Source organism: Candidatus Phytoplasma pini, from assembly GCF_007821455.1.
GTDB lineage: Bacteria > Bacillota_I > Bacilli_A > Acholeplasmatales > Acholeplasmataceae > Phytoplasma > Phytoplasma pini.
The window spans coordinates 1-18999 of the sequence record NZ_VIAE01000004.1 but is presented as its reverse complement, the minus strand read 5'-3'; the positions used below and the strand labels follow the sequence as shown (position 1 = coordinate 18999).

Sequence of the window (18999 nt, the reverse complement as noted above, 5' to 3'; positions counted from 1 at the left end):
TTATATTATACATCAAATATTTTAATTAAACTAAGAATAAGAATTAATAATAAAATTAAGATATTATCGTAAAAAATATTAATTTTTAATTTTTTTTAAAATTGATATTTATATAAAGAAAATTTGATTTTTATCAAAAAATTAATTTATAGTTAAAATAATAGGAATAATGATAGGCTTTCTTAATGTTAATTCATTAATTTTTGTAGTTAAAAAATCAATAATAATTTTTTTTAAATAATTTTTATTGAACTTTTGGAACTTAATGAGATATTTATTTATTATTTTTTTTAACTCTAAAGAAATATTTTTAATTAATTCTTTATTGCTTTTCATATAAATAAAACCACGAGAAAAAATCATAGGTAAACTTATAATTTTATTCTTTTTTAGATCGATACTGACAATAACAGAAAATAAACCTTCTTCGCTTAAAATTTTTCTTTCTTTTACAATAATATTGCCTAAATCTTCTGTTCCGGATTCATCAATATAAACATCGCCAACATTAATTTTTCCTTTAATTTTAAAATTATTATCTTTTAAAGATAAAACATCACCATTATCTAAAAGAAAAATATTTTCTGTTGGGACACCGCATTCTATAGCTAATTTTTTATGTGTCATTAACATAACATATTCACCGTGAACAGGCACAAAATATTTGGGTTTTACTAAATTTAAGATTAATTTTAAATCATTTTGATTAGCATGACCAGAAACATGAGTATTAACTAAAAAACCATGCGTAATAACATCAATATTCATTTTAAATAACAAATCTAAAATTTTATTAATACTATATTGATTACCAGGAATAGGCGAAGAAGAAAAAATAACCGTATCTTTTTGATGCAATTTTATTTGTCGATGTATTCCGTTAGCTATTCTACTTAAAGCAGCTAAAGGTTCTCCTTGAGAACCTGTACAAATTAAAGTTAAATTATTATATTTTTCTAGATCATTGTTATCGATAATCGAACCTCGTGGTACTTTTAAATAACCATTTTTAATACCTATTTCAATTGATTTTTCCATGCTTCTTCCGAAAATAGCTATTTTTTTTTCAGTAACAATACTAGCTTCGATAATTTGTTTAATACGATGAAAATTAGAAGCAAAAGTAACAATTATAATTCTTCCCTTGATTCTATAAAAAAGTTGTTTAATTGTAATTCCGATCGTATTTTCAGATTGTATAAATTCTTTTTGTTGAGAATTTGTAGAATCTGAAAATAAACATAATGTTCCTTGTTGTCCTAAATTTGATAGCTTATCGTATTCAGCTAGAGAACCGACTGGAGTATGATCAATTTTAAAATCACTAGTATAAAATAGAATATTTTTATTATGTTTAAAAACAATACCAAAAGTATCAGGAATAGAATGATTCATACGTATAAAAGAAACTTCTGTATTAAAGAAGGAAAATTTTGAATTATGAAAATACTTCGTCATAATATTAATATATTTATTTAATTTATGTTCTATTAATTTTATAATAATCAAATCATAAGCTATACCTGTTATAAAAATGCGTGGAATTTTTACTTTTTTTAATAAAAAAGGAACTCCCCCAATATGATCTTCGTGACCATGAGTAATAAAAAGACCAACAATTCTATCTTCGTTTTTTAATAAGTACTCATAATTAGGAATAATATAATTAACACCGAAACAAGTATCTCCGGTAAAAGAAATACCTGAATCAACAATGAAGATTTTTTTTTCTATTTCAAAAATATACATATTTTTCCCTACTTCTCCTAAACCGCCTAAAGCATAGAAAAAAATGTCATTATTATTTGGGAAAACGTCGTTTTTTATTATAGACACATTTATTGTATCCTTTCGTTTTTTATCTTACTTTAAAATTTCGAAAAATATCTAATTAAAAGTTAATAATTGCTAACAATTAAAACAGGAATAATGATAGGTTTTTTTTTGGTTTCTTTAAAAACAAATTTTGATATATGTTCTCTTAAATCATTTTTAAAATCACTTAATTTTAAATTTGAATTATTTTGCAAAAATTGATTATTTAAATCTAAAAAAATTTCTTTTAATTTATTTAAAATAATTTCGACTTGTGGGCTATCTAAAAAACCTTTACTTACAATTTCGATATTACCAACATTTTTTTTGAATTTTAGATCTATATTACATGCGATAATAATTACACCATCATTAGCTAACAGTTCTCTATCTCTTAAGATATATTCATTACCTTCTAAAACAGGTGTTCCATCAATTAAAATTTCACCTAATTTTTTCAAAAAACCTTTTTGAATATAAGGTTTATTTTTAAAATCATAGATCCATTTATCACCGTTTTCAAATAAGAAAATATTTTCTTTAGCATAATTAAAATTCTCAGCAATTTTTTTAATTTGGAATTGATGTCGATATTCCCCTATTATAGGTAGGAAAAACTTAGGTTCTAATAAATGTAATAATAATTTTAAATTTTCTTCATAATTATAAGATACTTTAAATAGATCTTTAATTAAAATATCAACATCAAAACCATTACGAGCTAAAAGATCTAATGTTTTGCTTTGAATCTTATCAACACCTGATGATTCAATGGATAATAATAAAATCTTATCTTTTGGATGTAATTTCATTAAACGATCTGTTTGTTTGCATATTCTTTGCAATCTATAAAAAGGCTCAAACCGTTTACCAACAATTATTACAACTAAATTAGTATATTTAATATAATTTGTAGATGTTTTTAAATTCACTAAAAAACCATATGGAATTTTTAAATAACCTTTGCGTAAAGCTACGTTAACAATACTTTCGCTTTTTCTTCCTAAAATAGCAATTTTTAAATTCAATTCTACTGCTAAATTAATGACTAATTGTATTTTTACTAAATCAGGAATTAAAAAAGAAATTATAATATTATTTTGAATATTAGTTAAATAACTACTAAATTCATATTCCAAAACAGTTTCTTTTTTTTGTGGATTAATATTAAAAGCACCTTGTGATGAAGATATTAAAGCTAAAGTCTTTTTTTTTTGAGATAATGAAGCTAAATAAGCATAATTAGTTTGAAATTGTTTATTTTTAGATTGTAAAAAATACATCTCACTTATATAAAAAATCAAACCTTGTTCTGTGTCAAAAGCTATACCAAAAGACTCTGGTAAAAAATGAGCTATATTGAAAAAAGAAACTTTAGTATCAATAAAATTTAATTCAGAAGATTCGTTAATAATTTCTAAATTTATTTTACTAATTTCTAAATTATTTTTTAAACAATTTGTTTTTAAAACATTGATAATAAATTCTGTTCCATAAACAGGAACTTTAAAATAATGAGCCAAATAATCAAAAGCTCCTGAATGCGTTTCAAAAGCAGAAGTAATAAAAATAGCTTTAATTTGATCTTTAATATTTTCTAAACAAGTATAATCTGAAATTATAAAATCTATTCCAAGAACAGAATCGTTAGGATATTTTAATCCCGTATCTAAAATAAAATAAGAAGATTTGATTTTTAATAGATAAAAATTTTTTCCATTTTCACCAATTCCTCCTAGAGCGAAAAAATTAATATCTTTATGCATGTATAATACGGACTCCTTAAAAAAATTTCTCAAATTATGTAAAATAATTAAAAATATTATTGTTTATTCCTTTTTTTCGAAAAAAATTATATTATAATGATATAATAAAATTTCAATTTATTGATTTAACATAAAAAAGAAAGAAAATTTAAAAATATGAATGATTTTTGCAAAAAAATAAAATTATCTAAAAATCAAATTTCTCTTATTAAAAACAAAAAATTATCAAATTTAGGAATGAATTTAGAAAAAGATATCAATTCCACCAATCTTTATTATAATAGACAAAACAAAGCTTTGATTTTTAAAAGCGAAATACCTATTCAAGTTGTTAAAGTAAAATATCATCAAAGAAAAAAAACTCAAATAACAGAAGCTTATTATCGCTCGCGTTCCCTTCCGGATTATCAAGGCTTATATAAAGAAAAATATTTATGTTTTGACGCTAAAGAGACTAATCATAAAACAAATTTTACTTTTGCAAATATTCCAGAACATCAAATATTACATTTACAACGCGTCAAACAATTCAAAGGTATAGCTTTTTTTTTAATTTTTTTTGTTAACAAAAACAAATATTTTTATATGCCTATAGAATTCTTTATTAATTATATCAATAATACCCAAAAAAAAAGTATTAATTATAATATCTTAGAAAAAGAACTTTTTGAAATTCCTTTCGGTTACAGTCCTCGAATTGATTATTTAAAAATTGTAGATAAATTTTTAAAATAAAATCAGAATTTAATATATTTTGACTTTATTCTGATAGAAAAAATTCAATATTTTCCTTTAAAATAGGATTTAAAAAATAAAAAATAATTCCTAAGATAATATTGGTAATTATCACAGATATTAAATAAAATAAGAAAATAAAAAAAGCCAAAGAAAAACCTTCTCCTGAAATTTTTAAAATTGTTTTTGGGAAATGCTCTAAAAATTCATTAAAACTATTAGAGTAAAAAAAATGAATTATTAAAGCAAAAATAAAGTAAGAAACAATTTGGATCAAAGTAATTAATGATAAACTTTGAATAACATTTCGATAATAATTTAAATGTTTTAAATCTTTACGATAAAAAAATCCTGTTATTACACAAGACAAATAAGGAATAATAAAAATATATAATAATAAAGAAAATGCAAAAAATAAAGAAAATACATCATTATTAACTAAAATTAAATCATGTTTATGAAATGAAAAAACAAACTCTAATAAACTATGAATTAAAATATAAAATAAAGTAGAAAAAAAACTAAATTTTAAACCAAAAAGAAAACCTATTGATAAAATTGGTAATAATTCAATTTTCAATAAAGAAAAATAACAATGAATTCCGAAACTAAAAGAAACAATATATTCTATAATAAAAGCAATAGCTAAGAAAAAAGAAATAGCAATAATTTTTTTTAATAATAAATTTTTCATACTTATATTATATATGAACTTATATATGACCTTTCTTTTTTTATTATTTTTTTATATAATTCCTATAAAAATATTTTTAATATAAAAATATTAAATCTCGCATATTTATTGTCAAAAAAATATCCATAAATACTTTAATGAAAATTATTTTGGTTATAATACAAAATATTTTAGATTATTTCAATAAAACATTTATCCATATTTTTAAATTTCTATTTTGAAAAAATAAAAATTAATAAATTTAATTTTAACAAGAAAAATTAGATAACCAAGAGAATACTTTTTTTATTAAGTAAAGTATTCTCTTATTTTTATCATTATAAATATATCATTCCTTTTGTTAATAAAGTTAAAAAATCTTCATTTTTAGCATTTAAAATATAATCATTAATATTAACATGTTCTAAAATTTTTTTTATTTCTTCTTGATTATAAAGGATATTCTCGAAATAATTTGTAAATTTAAATAATCCATTTTCTTCTTTTTTATGAAAGAAATCTCCTCTTAAAAATATTTTTTCTATTTTTCCTTTACGTAAAGATAACAAAATTTCTAAACAACCCCAATCAAAAGTTTGTTTTAAATTTTTTGTATAAAAAGGATGTTCTCCGTATATCCATTCTTTATTTGAATATTTTAAGGCCATATTTTTAATTTTTGATATTTCTTCCTCGCTTAGAATATAAATTCTATTTGTTAAAAAATTTTCTAAATAAGTCATTAATTTTTCTTGTGTAATATCTTTATTCAAATATTTTTTTAAATTAGTAACACGAGATGAAACACTTTCTATTCCTTTAGAAATTAATTTTTCATCATTAGGAGTTATGCAACGAATCATAGTAGGAATATCACAATTATAAAGTAAAGTGCCGTGCATAATCATTCCGTTCTTATTCTCCATAAAAGAACTACCAGAAACTTTTTTCCCATTTAATAAAATATCATTACGTCCACTAAAATATAAATCTATTCCTAATTTTTTAAAAGCTTCAATGATATGAACTAAATATTTTTTAAAACTAAAATCTTTATCTTTTTTTTTGGTAATAATACTAAAAAGAGGAGTTTGAGGATCATTATAAACACAACCTCCCCCTGTGGGACGTCTAAAAATATCAATTTTATTTTCTCTTAAAAAATCTAAATTAACTTCGTTTTCGATAATTTGATTTTTACCAATTACAACTCCGTGAATTTTCCACAAAAAGAAAAAGATTTCATTTTTATTTAAAAAATTATTTAAAAAATATTCTTCTAAAGCGAAATAAAAATAAGGTTTTAAGCTTTCAGAATGATTACATTTAACTAAAATCATAATAATTATTAACCTTTACTTAATAGATATACACAAATAATATTCAAAAATAAAATAAAATTCAAAAAAATAAATATTTTCTAAAACAAATAAATTTATTGAAATAATATTTCAGAAAATTAAATTTTTTATTCTAATTCTTGTAATCTTCTAAAAAGTTGTTTTTGCTCATATGATAATTTTGTAGGAGTGATTATTTTCACAATAACATAATGGTCGCCTTTACGATAAGTATTTAAATAAGAAACACCTTTATGTTTTAATCTGAATTTAGTATTTGTTTGTGTTCCAGCAGGAATCTTTAAATTAATTTCTCCATAAATTGTTTTTATATCAATGATGGCACCAAGTGTCGCTTGAGAAAAAGTAATATCAACATTAGAAAAAATATCATTTTCTTTTCTTTCGAAATTTTCATGTTTTAGAACATGAAAAAGTATATATAAATCACCATTTGAAACTCCTAAATGACCTTTATTTCCTTTTTCTTCTAATTGTAAAGTCATACCATCTTCTACTCCAGCAGGTATATTAATTGTAAATGTTTTTTTATTTTTGATTCTTTTATCCCCTTTGCATAAAAAACATTTATTCAAAATAATATGACCTGTACCACGACATTTGTTACAAACTTGCTTAGTGTTTATATTACCTAAAAAAATTCTTTGTGTTTTAGTAATATATCCTGAACCATTACATGAAGAACATAAAATAATATCTTTAGACTCTTTAGCTCCTGTAGCATTACATTGAGGACAGTCTTCCTCGATATCTAAATCAATTTTTTTCTCTGTTCCTAAAACTGCATCCAAAAAACTAATAGTCATTTCAACATGCAAATCTTTTTGCACTTTTGTTTTTTGACTATTATTTTTAGATGTTCTGCCGCCAAAAAAAGTTTCGAAAATATCATCAACAAAATCAAAACCTCCGCTATTACTGAACCCTTGAAATCCACTGCTTGTTTGTTGATTATAAGCATCATGACCAAAGTTATCATAATTAGATCTTTTTTGAGGATCTTTTAAGGTTTCATAAGCTTTTTGTACTTCTTTAAATTTTTCAGTGGCGTTGTTTTCTTTGCTAATATCTGGATGATATTTTTTAGTAAGTGTTCTGTAAGCTTTTGTAATTTCTTGTTCGCTAGCTGTTTTAGATATTCCTAAAACATCATAATAATCTCTTTTTGTATTCACATCGAAACAAACTCCTAAATAAATTTCAGTAATTAAAATTTTTAAAAAATTAAGAAAGAAACCAAAAAAAATAAATTTTTTTGATTTCTAAAAAATATTAAAAAAATAAATTATTTTTTTTCTTTAAATTCAGCATCCAAAGTTTCATCATTAGATTTTGAATTATCTTTTTGATTATTTTTTTTATCATTATCATAACTATTATCTTTTTGATTGTTTTTTTCTTGTTCTTTTTGATAAACACGCATAACTAATGATTGTGCTTCTTTTTCTAAAAGTTCAAATTTTTCTTTAATTAAATTAAAATCTTCACCTTTTAAAGATTCTTCTAAAGAATTAATATGACTTTGAATTTTGTTTTTTTCTTCATCATTCATTTCATTTTTTAAAGTTTCTAAAGATTTTTTTGTTTGAGCGATTAAGCTATCAGCATTGTTTAGAAGTTCAATTTGTTCTTTTTTCTCTTTATCCGCAGCAGCATTTTCTTCAGCTTCTTTAATCATTTTTTGAATTTCTTCTTCTGATAAAGAACCTTTTCCTGAAATAACAATTTTTTGTTCTTTGTTTGTACCTAAATCTTTAGCTTTTACAGAAACAATGCCGTTAACATCGATATCAAAAGAAACTTCTATTTTCGGAACTCCTTTTGGCGCAGGGGGGATATTATCCAAACGGAATTGCCCTAAATTTTTATTATCTTTAGCAAGCGGTCTTTCGCCTTGTAAAACGTTAATATCAACAGAGGGTTGATTATCTACAGCAGTAGAAAAAATTTGAGATTTAGAAGTAGGAATAGTAGTGTTTCTATCAATTAATTTAGTAAAAACACCTCCTAAAGTTTCAATACCTAGAGATAAAGGGGTTACATCTAAAAGAACAACGTCTTTAATTTCGCCTGTTAAAATACCGCCTTGAATAGCAGCTCCCATCGCAACAACTTCATCAGGATTAATACTTTTATTAAGGGTTTCTTTATTCAATTCTTTTTTAACTAAATCTTGAACAGCTGGAATCCTTGTTGAACCACCTACTAAAAGTACTTGATCGATTTCACTAGATTTCATTTTAGAATCACTCAAAGCTTGTCTTAAAGGAACAGAACAACGTTTTACTAAATCTTGTGTTAATTCATCAAATTTTGCTCTAGTAATATTATATTCTAAATGTAAAGGTCCACTCGTTGAACTCATAGAAATAAAAGGTAAAGAAATTTGAGTAGCTGTAATACTACTTAATTCTTTTTTAGTTTTTTCTGCAGCATCTTTTAATCTTTGTTTTGCTGTTTTATCTTTTGATAAATCAATCTGATATTCTTTTTTAAATTCATTAACTAAAAAATCAACAATTTTATAATCAAAATCATCGCCACCTAAGTTATTATCTCCTGAAGTAGCTAAAACAGAAAAATTACCTTCAGCTAAATTCAAAACAGAAACGTCAAAAGTTCCTCCTCCTAAATCAAAAACTAAAATGTTTTGTTCTTTTTCGCTTTTATCTATTCCATAAGCTAAAGCAGCAGCAGTAGGTTCGTTAATAATTCTTTTTACTTCTAAACCTGCAATTCTTCCTGCATCTTTAGTCGCTTGTCTTTGATTATCATTAAAATAAGCAGGAACTGTAATAATTGCTTGTGTAACTTCAGCTCCTAAATAATCTTCTGCTTGTTTCTTTAAATTTTTCAAAATCATTGCACTAATTTCTTGAGGAGTGTATTTATGATTATTTATATTAACAGTAAAATCATTCTCTCCCATATGTCTTTTAATCGAAGAAACAGTATTTGGATTAGTCAAAATTTGTCTTTTAGCCACTTCTCCTACTAAAATTTCTTTTCCTTTGAAAGCAACGATAGAAGGTGTTGTTCTTCCGCCTTCAGCATTAGTAATTACTTTTGATTCTTTTCCTTCCATAACAGCAACACAAGAATTAGTTGTTCCTAAATCTATTCCTATAATTTTATTTGTTTTCATTATTTTTATTACTCCATTCATTAATTTTTACCATAGCTGGTTTTAAAACTAAATCTTTATAAAAAAAACCTTTTTGTAAAACAGAAACATTAATACCATTAGGTTGTTCTTTATCTGCAATTTTTTCAACAGCATAATGGAATTTAGGATCAAATTTTTCACCTAAAGCTTTAATTTCTTTAACACCATTTTTTGTTAAAGAATCTTTCACTTGTTGATTAATCATTTTAAATCCAGATAAAAATTGTTGTAATAATTTATTATCTTCTATATTTGTTTCCAGAACTTTGTCAAATTGTTCTAAAGGGATGATTATATCATTAATCAAATCCATCGAAGCATATTTTAAAGCTGTTATTTGTTCTTTTTGGATTCTTTTTTTAAAATTTTCTAAATCAGCTTGATATTTTAACTTATCGTTTTCTCTAATATTACAAATCGCCAATAATTCTTCTTTTAATTTTTTATTATCTTCTTTTAATTTTTTATTATCTTCTTTTAATTTTTCGATATTCAAACAATCACAATCTTTACAATCACATTTGTTACAGTCAAAATCTTCGCAATGACCGGAATATTCGCAATTATATTTTGATTTTTTTGAATCTTTTTTTAATTTATTATTTTCTAAATTATCATTTTTTTTATTTTGAATAATTTCTGCGTTCTTTATTTTATTTTTTTCACTTACAACCATTAGATAAATTATACTCCTTTATAAAAGTAAAAATAAATATTTTTTGCAATTTTTATTTAATTTCAATTTTGATTATAATCAACTATTCATTATTTTCATTTCTTTTTTTATTTCTTTTTATTCTATATATAAATTGGATAAATGAGCAGACAAATATTCTAAAAAAGGAATGATTTCTTGATATTTAATAATTCGAGGACCTAAAACCGCAATAAAACCTTTTTCTCGCTCGTTAATATAATAAGGAATAGAAATAATTATTAAATTATAGTAAGACATTAAACGAATTTGATTAACTAATTGACAAATAATTTTTTGTGGAGAATTAAAAAAAATTTCATTTAATTCTTTAGTATCCAATAAATTCATCATTTTTTTTATTTCTTGAAAATTTTTATTATCAATAAAATTCCAAAAATTAGTAATGCCATAAATATCATAATTATATTTTTCAAAACTACAAAAAACCTCTATTAAAGATTGAATCAAATAATTTTTATATTGATCAGAAATCTTAAGTTTTTCTTGAATAATATAATCATTTTTTAATATTGAAATAGCTTCGTGCAAATGTTTTCCAAATAGTAAATTATTGAAAATGCGAATTATTGTATGTAAATCCTGAATATCAAAATCTTTATTTTTTTCTAAAAAAATATTTTGATTCCTTAAATAACCTTTTTCTGTTATAACTAACAAAACAGCTTTTTCTTCATTAACAAAAATTAATTTCAACTCATTAATTTTATGATGTTTCAAAAAATCAGATTTAACATTAATAACTACATAATTAGTGAAATCACAAAATGAATTAAAAAGATCTTTGATAATCTTTTCTTTTAAATTTTTGTTTTGCTTAATTATTTTTTCAAATAAAATAAATAATTTTTCATTCTCTTGTTTACGCGTGATTAAGTTATTTAAATAAAAAACATAACCCTTAATAGAAGGTATTCTTCCGCTAGATTTATGAACTTTTTCTAAATAACCTTTTTTTTCTAACTGAAGCATATCATAACGAATAGTAGCGCTAGAAAATTTTAAATAAGATAATTTCGCTAATAATTGAGAACCTACAGGTTTAGAATCTTTAGAATAATATTCTATAACTGCTTTTAAAATAAGTCTTTTTCTATCAGAAAGCAACAAAACAACCATACACCTTTAACGCTTTGACTAAAAACTAAAATAAATTATATACTATCATTAAATGAACTGCTCAATTTATTTTTAATTATTTTAGCAATCGAGTATAATGACTGCTAACTTAATTTTATTACTTTTTTTATATAATGTCAAGTATAAAATATTTTAAAAGATAAAAAGATTTAATTAAATTTTAATAAAAATAATTAGAATGAAAAATACTTATATAATATTTTATTTAATTTAGTATTATATTAGTTATTAAGTATATAGGTACTAGATTAAATAAGATTAAATATTTATAAAAAAATGTTTTCACTTTTATTTATGGCCTATATATTAATCTTAATTATTTAAAATTTTATTTGTAATTCCTATTTCTATTTGCAATTGTATATAAAATTTTAAAATAAATAGTATTATAATTATATATATATATAATTAATAGGTTAAGTCATAGATTGTCACAAAAGATATTAGATATCATATAAATATAAAATTATATAATTTTAACTTATTAATTATCATTAATGAAATATCTAATTTAAATAATATAAAGAAATCGATCAAAGTATGAAATAAAGTATGTATCTTAATAAAAATCAGAAAAAAAAATTATATATTTTTTTTGGATTAATGTTATTGATATTATTTTTTTATTATTTTTTAGTCTGGAAATATATCAAAAATAGTGAAGAAATAATTGATTGTGATAACTATATTAAGAATTCAAAAAAAATATTTAAAAAAGATAAAAACGAAAAAATTAAATCTAAAAAAATTAAAGAAATTCGAGATATGCTTGAAAGAATATTAAATTCTCAAAAATCAGAAAATAAAAACTTTTCAAATACAAAAGAAAATATATTTGACAAATGTGACGAATACGAAATTAAACCGTATCATTTTAAACAAGGAGATGTCATATACGCTTTTACTATAGATAAAATTAATGCTTTTCAAGAAGGGATTATTAGTGAAAATTATAATTCTTCTGATACACATTCGTTACCTGTTTCTATCAAAGGGAAAAATAATAAAATTTTTTTCAACACTGAAGGAAATTTTGTTGGTTTTTCTTTACCTAATCAAGATGAACAAAAAGGAATAAATTACGTTGTAACATCTAATTGTATATTTTATTTTTTTCAATGTCATAAGTGTTATGAAGATAAACAACGACAAGAAGAGGAAGAAGAAGAACAAAAATACAAAGACAAAGAAGAAAAAAAAATACAAAATTTGGAAAAAAATAATTATTATTTACCCATCAAAATTAAAAAAAAAGAAAATGACACAATCATAAAACGTAAAATTTCTTTTGATCAAAAAGGAAATTATTTGGGAATTTTTAAAAATTCATCCAAAAAAAGTAAATATATTTCATTAGAAAAATTATATAAAAAGATGAGAGCAGAAATAGATAAACAAAGAGAATGTAATAAATGTCAAGAAATTTTGAAAAAACAATACGAAAATCAACAACTTAACGAAGAAAAAAAACAAAAAGATATAAACGAAAAAATTATCGAAGATTTAAATACAATTACTTTTGTAATTTTCGCAAATAAATCTTTAGGTCAAGATTCTTTGGGTTCAGGTTTTATTTGTAAAGTTGAACAAGTACAAGAAAAGAAAGAAAATGAAAAACAAAAATATAAGTATTATATTTTAACTAATAGACATGTGATAAAAACAGATGATAATCCAAATGCTCCTGCTATTATGGTTTTGAATAAATATTTCGAAGACAGCATCAAAAATATCAAAATTTTAGGATACATTGACAATGAAAATGATTATGACGATATAGCAATCTTGGAATTTGAAAACGATGATGAGAAAAAATATACAAAAATAAAAAAAATTTTAGATGAAAGGATGAAAAATTTCTATCCAGAAGAAAAAAAAATGAAAATTAAAAAAGGGGATTTTATTTACAATATGGGCTCTCAATTAGCTCAAATTATAGATGTCGATTTGGATCCAAAAGAAAATTATATTATCCGATTTTTTTATGAAAATGGCGAAATCTTAGTAGAATTACTTGATCAACCAAAAAAGAGTATAAAAAAATATCTTGAAATCAATTTATTAAAAAAAGGGAATATAGTTTTTTTTAACGAAAAAGAAATTAATTTTGATATTAAAATAGATAATGGAAATAGCGGTGGACCTGTTTTTGATGAAAAAGGAATGATAATAGGAATGAATAAAAGTTCTGTCGAAAACCCTGTCATGACAGATCAATTTTCTCAAGCTATTAATATAACACATATAAATGATATATATCAAAAAATAACAAACAAAAAAAAACAAAATCCAATTCCAACAAAATTTATTTTTAAAGATGATGATTTTCAACAAGAAAAAGAAGAAAAAATAAATCAATTCATTTCTAATTCCGATTTAAATTCTTTTCTAGAAAAACAAAAAGACATTACTTTTTCTATCAAAGATTTATTTTATATTTTGAAAAATAAATCAGAATCTAAAATATTATTATTTCCATCATCATTTAATAATAAGAATATTCAAAATGAACAAATTAATCTTTTTTTAATAAAAATTTACGATGATCAAAAACAAATATTTTGTTTCAATCCGAAATATGATCAAATAGAAATAGAATTTAAAGCAAAAAATGAAAAAAAAATTAAATTTTTTTTCAGAAAAAAAAATAATAATATAATTATTGAAGAAAAAGAATACTTGTTTAAAAATTCTTTTAAATATAATCCTTTTTTATCTTTTCGTATTATGGACAAAAAACAAAATGATTTGTTAAGCAAATCTTTAGTTATTTGGGAAAAAGATAATAAAAATGTTGAAGGTAATGGTGTTATTTTTCAAAAAAAAACATTATCTAATGGTAATTTTTTGTATTTTATTTTGTCAACGCATAAAAATAATTTAGGATTGTTTTTTTTACCTTTTTATAAAAAAATAGAACCGTTAGTCAATTTATTATCTGATAAAGTTAATATTATATTATCTAATATCGAAGGTTCTAATTCAAAAGAAAGAGGTGTTTTAAAAAGTTTTTATTATGGAAATTATAATTTATCTTTGATAACTTTTGAATCTTCAGTAGAATACCCTATAACACCAATAAGAAAACTTTCTGATTCAGACATCAGTGAAGATATATATTATATAACTAATACTGATAACAAAAATCATTTCCCACAAATATTCAAAGGAAATGTAAGTTTTATCGAAAATGAAAATTTTCTTTTTGATTCTGTTTTTGATTTAAAAACAAAAAATACTTTTTATGGACAAAAAATCAATTTTCTATGTTTCGATAAAAATGGTAATTTTTTAGGAATTAATCATTTTATATCCAATAATGAAATACCACATAATTTCATCAAAGCTTCTTTTATAAAAGGAGAAATTATCAAAGAACTTTTGATGAAAGAAAAATGGAAAAATAATATTCAAATAATTTATTTTGTTTTTTTTATAATTATTACTTCTTTTATAATAATTTTCATATTACCTATTAAAAATATTTATTCATATAAAGTAAAGAAATTATAAAGAAATAATCTAGATATTGAAACTTAACTATTTATATTTAATTAATATAATTATAAAAAATAAAAATATTAATAAAAATATTTTATTTTTTATTAATATTTTTTTATTTCTTTTTTCTTTTCTTTTTACTTTTCTTTTTTGTTTCTTTTTTGTTTCTTGTTGTAAAAATAAAGAAAAAAAGATTTAATTAAATTAAATAAATTATTAATTAAATTACATAAATCATCCATAAAACATAAAAAAGCAGGGAAGGATAATAAAATCAAAAGAAAAAGAACAAAATGAACAAATGATTGATATATTTCTTTATGATTATTTAAAAAAGATTTTAAATACAACCACATTTTATTTTTTTGTTTTTTCTAATTTTAACTGACGATAATGATTAACAAAAAAACCTTTTTTTAATTTTTGAAAAATAATTTTATAACTATAACAAATGAAAATTTTATAACTATAACAAATGAATTTGAACATTAAAAAAGATAAGATAAATATGACATATTGTAAAAAAATTGAAACTTTTTCAAGCATCTGATTTTTCTCCTTTGTTTTTTTTTGATTTAAAAATTAAAAAAAGATAATCAATGATATAAACAATGGTATAAAATAATTTCTCTACCAAAAAAGAAATAAAAGGATAAATTAAACAAAGAAACCAAAAAGTCAAAAAATTAGCGAAAATGTTTTCTTCATCTTTTAAAACGAGATAATGAGATATATAATTTAAAAAAAAATTTTTGATAAATTGAATATAAGGTATTTCAACTAATTTGTTTAAAATCAAATTATCTATTTTTTTATTTAAAGAGCGAAGCAAATAAATTATATAATCCATTTAAATGTCGAAATTAATGAATTAGGATAATTATTTATTCTTTTTTTTTTCATAAAAATCATATTTTTCTGATCAAATTGACCTCTTTTTTTATTTATTTAAATGACACAAAGAATTATGATAATTCTATCTTTCTTATTATTCTTAATTATCTCTTGTTTCCTACTTTACATTTTACATTATTAATAATATTTTAATAATTTAAACATTGAAATTTTAAAAAAACAAAAAAAATTAATATTTCAATTTTATTATTTTAATATAAAATTTAATAAAAATCAATATTTAAATATTTTTGTTCAAACAAATATTATAAAATAAATTTTTGGAAAATTATTTTCAACATTAATGAAAAATAAAATATTAAGGAATTTTTAATTTTATTTAAATTAAAAATGATTATTTTATCTTTTTCTATGTTTTAGAAAATATTTCATCATTTGCTAAATAAACTTTAATACTATCTTCAAATATCATGTTCTATGATCAAAGATTTAAATTTTTTTAAATAAATATCAATTTTTCTCTACTTTTTTATCACGATAGATTTATAATCCTTATCTATTTATCTATCAAAATATAACAAATGAAATCGTAAAAATAAAGTCAAAATTGTTTATTAAAAAAACAAGTGGCTTTATTTTTCTATTTTAACAATAATATTTTAATGATTTACAACAATAAAACAATAATTTTCTTTATCTTTTTTTTAAAAAAATAAAGATTACTTTTTTTTAAGTTAATATTAATATTTTATTATTTTAAAACTTATCTATTTTTATTTTTTTAAGTTCATATTTCTTTTTTTTAAGGAGTAGTTAATATACAATAATAAATTAATAAATTAAAAGATTTAATTTGTTTTAAATATTAAAAAAATAATATTGTATAGATTTTAAGTTTTGATTTATCTTCTCAACATTAATAAATAACTACAATAAATAACTACAAAGACAAGACTAACTTCTTAATATGTTAATTTTTTTTTTTTTTTTTTTTATTTATCTTGACATAAGAAAAAAATGAAGTATAATTTTAATTAATATAAAAAAATTAAAAGAAAAAGAGAGAATGAAAATTATGGATGAAAAAGAGAATAATAAAAATATTTTAAATTTGAGATTTTTGTTTTTTTTAGTATTTTTAGTATTGATAATAGTCGGATTTTGTTATTTATTTATTAAAAACTTTAATTATTATGAAAATAATAAATATAATAATAAAGATACTTATACTTATGGTTTATTTTTTCCTGAAAATTCAACTAATTTTTTAATTAAAAATATAAATTTTTGTAAAGATTTATATACAAAAATTCATAAACATAACAGCGTTAATGGTAAAAAAATTTTAACAATAAATGATTTATTTGAAAATTTACATTTTAGCGATCTTTGTTGTTCTAGAATAGGATCTCAAACTAATAATTTAAATAAATCCAACAATGTAATGTATAACTCATTAGCTAACTACAAACAGATTACAATTAATTTGTGTTATTTTAGCGATATAGTAAAAAATTTGGCAGAAGATATCGAAAAATTTTTATCAAAAGAATATCCTAAAAATATTCAAATAAATATTAAAAAAATTTTGAAAAACGATGATTTATTTTCAAATAATTTAGAAAATAATAATAATATTTTTTTATTAAAATTATTTTCTACTTCTACAAAATCAGATTATAGTAAAATTGAATTTTTATTAAATTTATTTAAAGATGATGATGTTATTTCTTTAGATATCTCAAAAAATTTATTTAATGAAGAAGAAAAAAAATTATTATCTAAATTACAAAACATTTTTAATAGTAAAAATTGGAATAATATAAAATTAAATGAAACACAAAAAGAATTGAGAAAAGCTGTTCATGATGATATAAAACAATTAATTCGAATTTCGAATAATAAAGATATTAATGATCCTAAATTAAGCATGAAAATAAAACAAATTAAAAATTTGTTTATAGCAATTGATGGTGACACTTTGGGCAATGGAATTAATCAATTAATACTTTCAATCCCTAAGTATAATGATAATTATATCTCTTTTATTGATTTAATAAAAAAATTATGTAGTCAAATAATTACTAGTATACATGACTCATTTTTAAATGATAAATTTTCTGTAATACCCTTAAAAGAAATAGAAGTTGATTCTTCCAAAAAAGATTTTTATGATTTTAATAATTATTTAAAATTATTATTAGATGAAAAATTAAAAGATGAAAGGATACAAAAAATTATTAATGAATTTGTAGAACCACTTAATGATTTTTATACTACAAGACGAGAAGAAATAGAGAATAATGAAGATGGAAATTATAGTAATACGAATTCTAACAAAAATCATGAATTTTTTAAATCAACATTTTCACAAGAATATGATCGATGGAAATCCTTATTAAAATGTTTACAAGATAAAAAAAATGAATATAAGAACAAAAATAGATATCCACAAATAACTGAAAGTATTGATAATTTAATCAATATATCTTCAGAAAGTTTAGATAAAGCTTATGATGTTTATTCTGTATTTTATTTTTATTTGTTGACTACTGATATTGATTTTTTTGATAAACAAATTAAAAAATTGAATCAATTGGAATATATGTTCAAATTATGAACTAATTGAATTTTATTGAAAGGAAAAAATAATAAAAATGATTCATAAATTAATAAAAAACATCATAAATTTTTTGAGAAAAATAAAAATTGATTTAAAAAAACCACATTTTAAATTATGTATAATAATTATTTGTTTTTTAATTTTGGATATTATGGTTTTTATTGCGGTTCAATTCAGACAAATAAATATTTTTGGTTTAAGAATTAGCTTTAACAAATTTCTTTTAATTTTCCAACCTATTCAAAATCAAATGATTAGTACAATTCATTCATTGTCTTCGATTGTTTTTTTAATGTATTTTTTAAATTATTCAAAACAAAGTTCAAATTTCTTAAATTCTACTTTAATTTCTTCTAAACAAAAATCTCACTTTACTTTTCAAGATGTTGCTGGTAACGAAGAAGAAAAAGAAGAATTAAAAGAATTAATTGATTTTTTAAAAAATCCTTTTAAATATACTAGAATAGGTGCTAAAATTCCAAAAGGAGTTTTATTAGAAGGACCTCCAGGAACAGGAAAAACTTTACTAGCAAAAGCTTTAGCTGGAGAAGCTGGAGTTCCTTTTTTTTCAGTCAGCGGTTCGGAATTTGTTGAAATATTTGTTGGCGTTGGGGCTGCTCGTATTCGTCAATTATTTCAAGAAGCTCGT

Annotated in this window: 14 protein-coding genes; 4 read left to right on the top strand and 10 right to left on the bottom strand. The window is 20.9% G+C overall.

Annotated elements, in window-relative coordinates:
* Positions 1-141: 141 nt before the first annotated feature.
* Both MDPP_RS01090 and MDPP_RS01085 read right to left on the bottom strand, forming a co-directional pair.
* Positions 142-1836, bottom strand: a complete 1695-nt coding sequence (locus tag MDPP_RS01090; protein ID WP_144658356.1) for a ribonuclease J — start codon at positions 1834-1836, stop codon at positions 142-144.
* Between the two features lie 62 nt (positions 1837-1898).
* Complete coding sequence (locus MDPP_RS01085) at positions 1899-3581, bottom strand: ribonuclease J (protein ID WP_144658355.1); 1683 nt, start codon at positions 3579-3581, stop codon at positions 1899-1901.
* Between the two features lie 156 nt (positions 3582-3737).
* Here MDPP_RS01085 and recU point away from each other — a divergent pair, with 156 nt between their 5' ends.
* Positions 3738-4316 carry a Holliday junction resolvase RecU gene (gene recU / locus MDPP_RS01080; RefSeq protein WP_144658354.1) on the top strand — a complete coding sequence of 193 codons (579 nt, stop codon included), beginning with the start codon at positions 3738-3740 and terminating at the stop codon, positions 4314-4316.
* A 25-nt stretch (positions 4317-4341) separates the two neighbouring features.
* On the opposite strand, the gene MDPP_RS01075 is transcribed toward recU, so the two are convergent.
* From MDPP_RS01075 to hrcA, 6 genes are all read right to left on the bottom strand, one after another.
* Positions 4342-5010, bottom strand: coding sequence for a hypothetical protein (locus MDPP_RS01075; RefSeq protein WP_144658353.1), 669 nt, complete (start codon positions 5008-5010; stop codon positions 4342-4344).
* A gap of 317 nt (positions 5011-5327) precedes the next feature.
* Complete coding sequence (locus tag MDPP_RS01070) at positions 5328-6329, bottom strand: lipoate--protein ligase (protein WP_144658352.1); 1002 nt, start codon at positions 6327-6329, stop codon at positions 5328-5330.
* A 128-nt stretch (positions 6330-6457) separates the two neighbouring features.
* On the bottom strand, positions 6458-7525 hold the full coding sequence (dnaJ, locus tag MDPP_RS01065; protein WP_144658351.1) for a molecular chaperone DnaJ: 1068 nt from the start codon (positions 7523-7525) through the stop codon (positions 6458-6460).
* A gap of 110 nt (positions 7526-7635) precedes the next feature.
* Positions 7636-9516 carry a molecular chaperone DnaK gene (dnaK, locus tag MDPP_RS01060; RefSeq protein ID WP_186390727.1) on the bottom strand — a complete coding sequence of 627 codons (1881 nt, stop codon included), beginning with the start codon at positions 9514-9516 and terminating at the stop codon, positions 7636-7638.
* Positions 9482-10192: a nucleotide exchange factor GrpE gene (locus tag MDPP_RS01055; RefSeq protein WP_144658350.1), complete on the bottom strand. Its 711-nt coding sequence runs from the start codon at positions 10190-10192 to the stop codon at positions 9482-9484. Before MDPP_RS01055 ends, dnaK begins: the two co-directional genes overlap by 35 nt.
* Positions 10193-10309: 117 nt before the next feature.
* Positions 10310-11341: a heat-inducible transcriptional repressor HrcA gene (gene hrcA / locus MDPP_RS01050; protein ID WP_246058869.1), complete on the bottom strand. Its 1032-nt coding sequence runs from the start codon at positions 11339-11341 to the stop codon at positions 10310-10312.
* Positions 11342-11923: 582 nt separating this feature from the next.
* Here hrcA and MDPP_RS01045 point away from each other — a divergent pair.
* The gene (locus MDPP_RS01045; RefSeq protein ID WP_144658349.1) at positions 11924-14884 is read left to right on the top strand and encodes a trypsin-like peptidase domain-containing protein; all 2961 of its coding nucleotides are present in this window, start codon (positions 11924-11926) and stop codon (positions 14882-14884) included.
* 125 nt (positions 14885-15009) lie between these two features.
* On the opposite strand, the gene MDPP_RS01040 is transcribed toward MDPP_RS01045, so the two are convergent.
* Complete coding sequence (locus MDPP_RS01040) at positions 15010-15228, bottom strand: hypothetical protein (RefSeq protein WP_144658348.1); 219 nt, start codon at positions 15226-15228, stop codon at positions 15010-15012.
* A 182-nt stretch (positions 15229-15410) separates the two neighbouring features.
* Positions 15411-15722: a hypothetical protein gene (locus MDPP_RS01035; protein ID WP_144658347.1), complete on the bottom strand. Its 312-nt coding sequence runs from the start codon at positions 15720-15722 to the stop codon at positions 15411-15413.
* 1071 nt (positions 15723-16793) lie between these two features.
* Between MDPP_RS01035 and MDPP_RS01030 the strand changes: the two genes are divergently transcribed.
* Together MDPP_RS01030 and MDPP_RS02205 are read left to right on the top strand one after the other, a co-directional pair.
* Positions 16794-18347 (top strand): hypothetical protein, encoded by a 1554-nt coding sequence (locus MDPP_RS01030; protein ID WP_144658346.1) that lies wholly within the window; start codon positions 16794-16796, stop codon positions 18345-18347.
* Between the two features lie 37 nt (positions 18348-18384).
* Positions 18385-18999, top strand: a 615-nt coding sequence (locus MDPP_RS02205) for an AAA family ATPase (RefSeq protein WP_281281258.1), incomplete at its 3' end; no start/stop codon positions are given.

What these genes read in the sequence shown, in the direction of transcription:
- recU (WP_144658354.1), top strand. Translation starts at nt 3,738, where the DNA reads ATGAATGATTTTTGCAAAAAAATAAAATTATCTAAAAATCAAATTTCT.
- MDPP_RS01040 (WP_144658348.1), bottom strand. Translation starts at nt 15,228, where the DNA reads ATGTGGTTGTATTTAAAATCTTTTTTAAATAATCATAAAGAAATATAT.
- MDPP_RS01030 (WP_144658346.1), top strand. Translation starts at nt 16,794, where the DNA reads ATGAAAATTATGGATGAAAAAGAGAATAATAAAAATATTTTAAATTTG.
- MDPP_RS01085 (WP_144658355.1), bottom strand. Translation starts at nt 3,581, where the DNA reads ATGCATAAAGATATTAATTTTTTCGCTCTAGGAGGAATTGGTGAAAAT.
- MDPP_RS01075 (WP_144658353.1), bottom strand. Translation starts at nt 5,010, where the DNA reads ATGAAAAATTTATTATTAAAAAAAATTATTGCTATTTCTTTTTTCTTA.
- dnaK (WP_186390727.1), bottom strand. Translation starts at nt 9,516, where the DNA reads ATGAATGGAGTAATAAAAATAATGAAAACAAATAAAATTATAGGAATA.
- MDPP_RS01070 (WP_144658352.1), bottom strand. Translation starts at nt 6,329, where the DNA reads ATGATTTTAGTTAAATGTAATCATTCTGAAAGCTTAAAACCTTATTTT.
- MDPP_RS01035 (WP_144658347.1), bottom strand. Translation starts at nt 15,722, where the DNA reads ATGGATTATATAATTTATTTGCTTCGCTCTTTAAATAAAAAAATAGAT.
- MDPP_RS01055 (WP_144658350.1), bottom strand. Translation starts at nt 10,192, where the DNA reads ATGGTTGTAAGTGAAAAAAATAAAATAAAGAACGCAGAAATTATTCAA.
- MDPP_RS01045 (WP_144658349.1), top strand. Translation starts at nt 11,924, where the DNA reads ATGTATCTTAATAAAAATCAGAAAAAAAAATTATATATTTTTTTTGGA.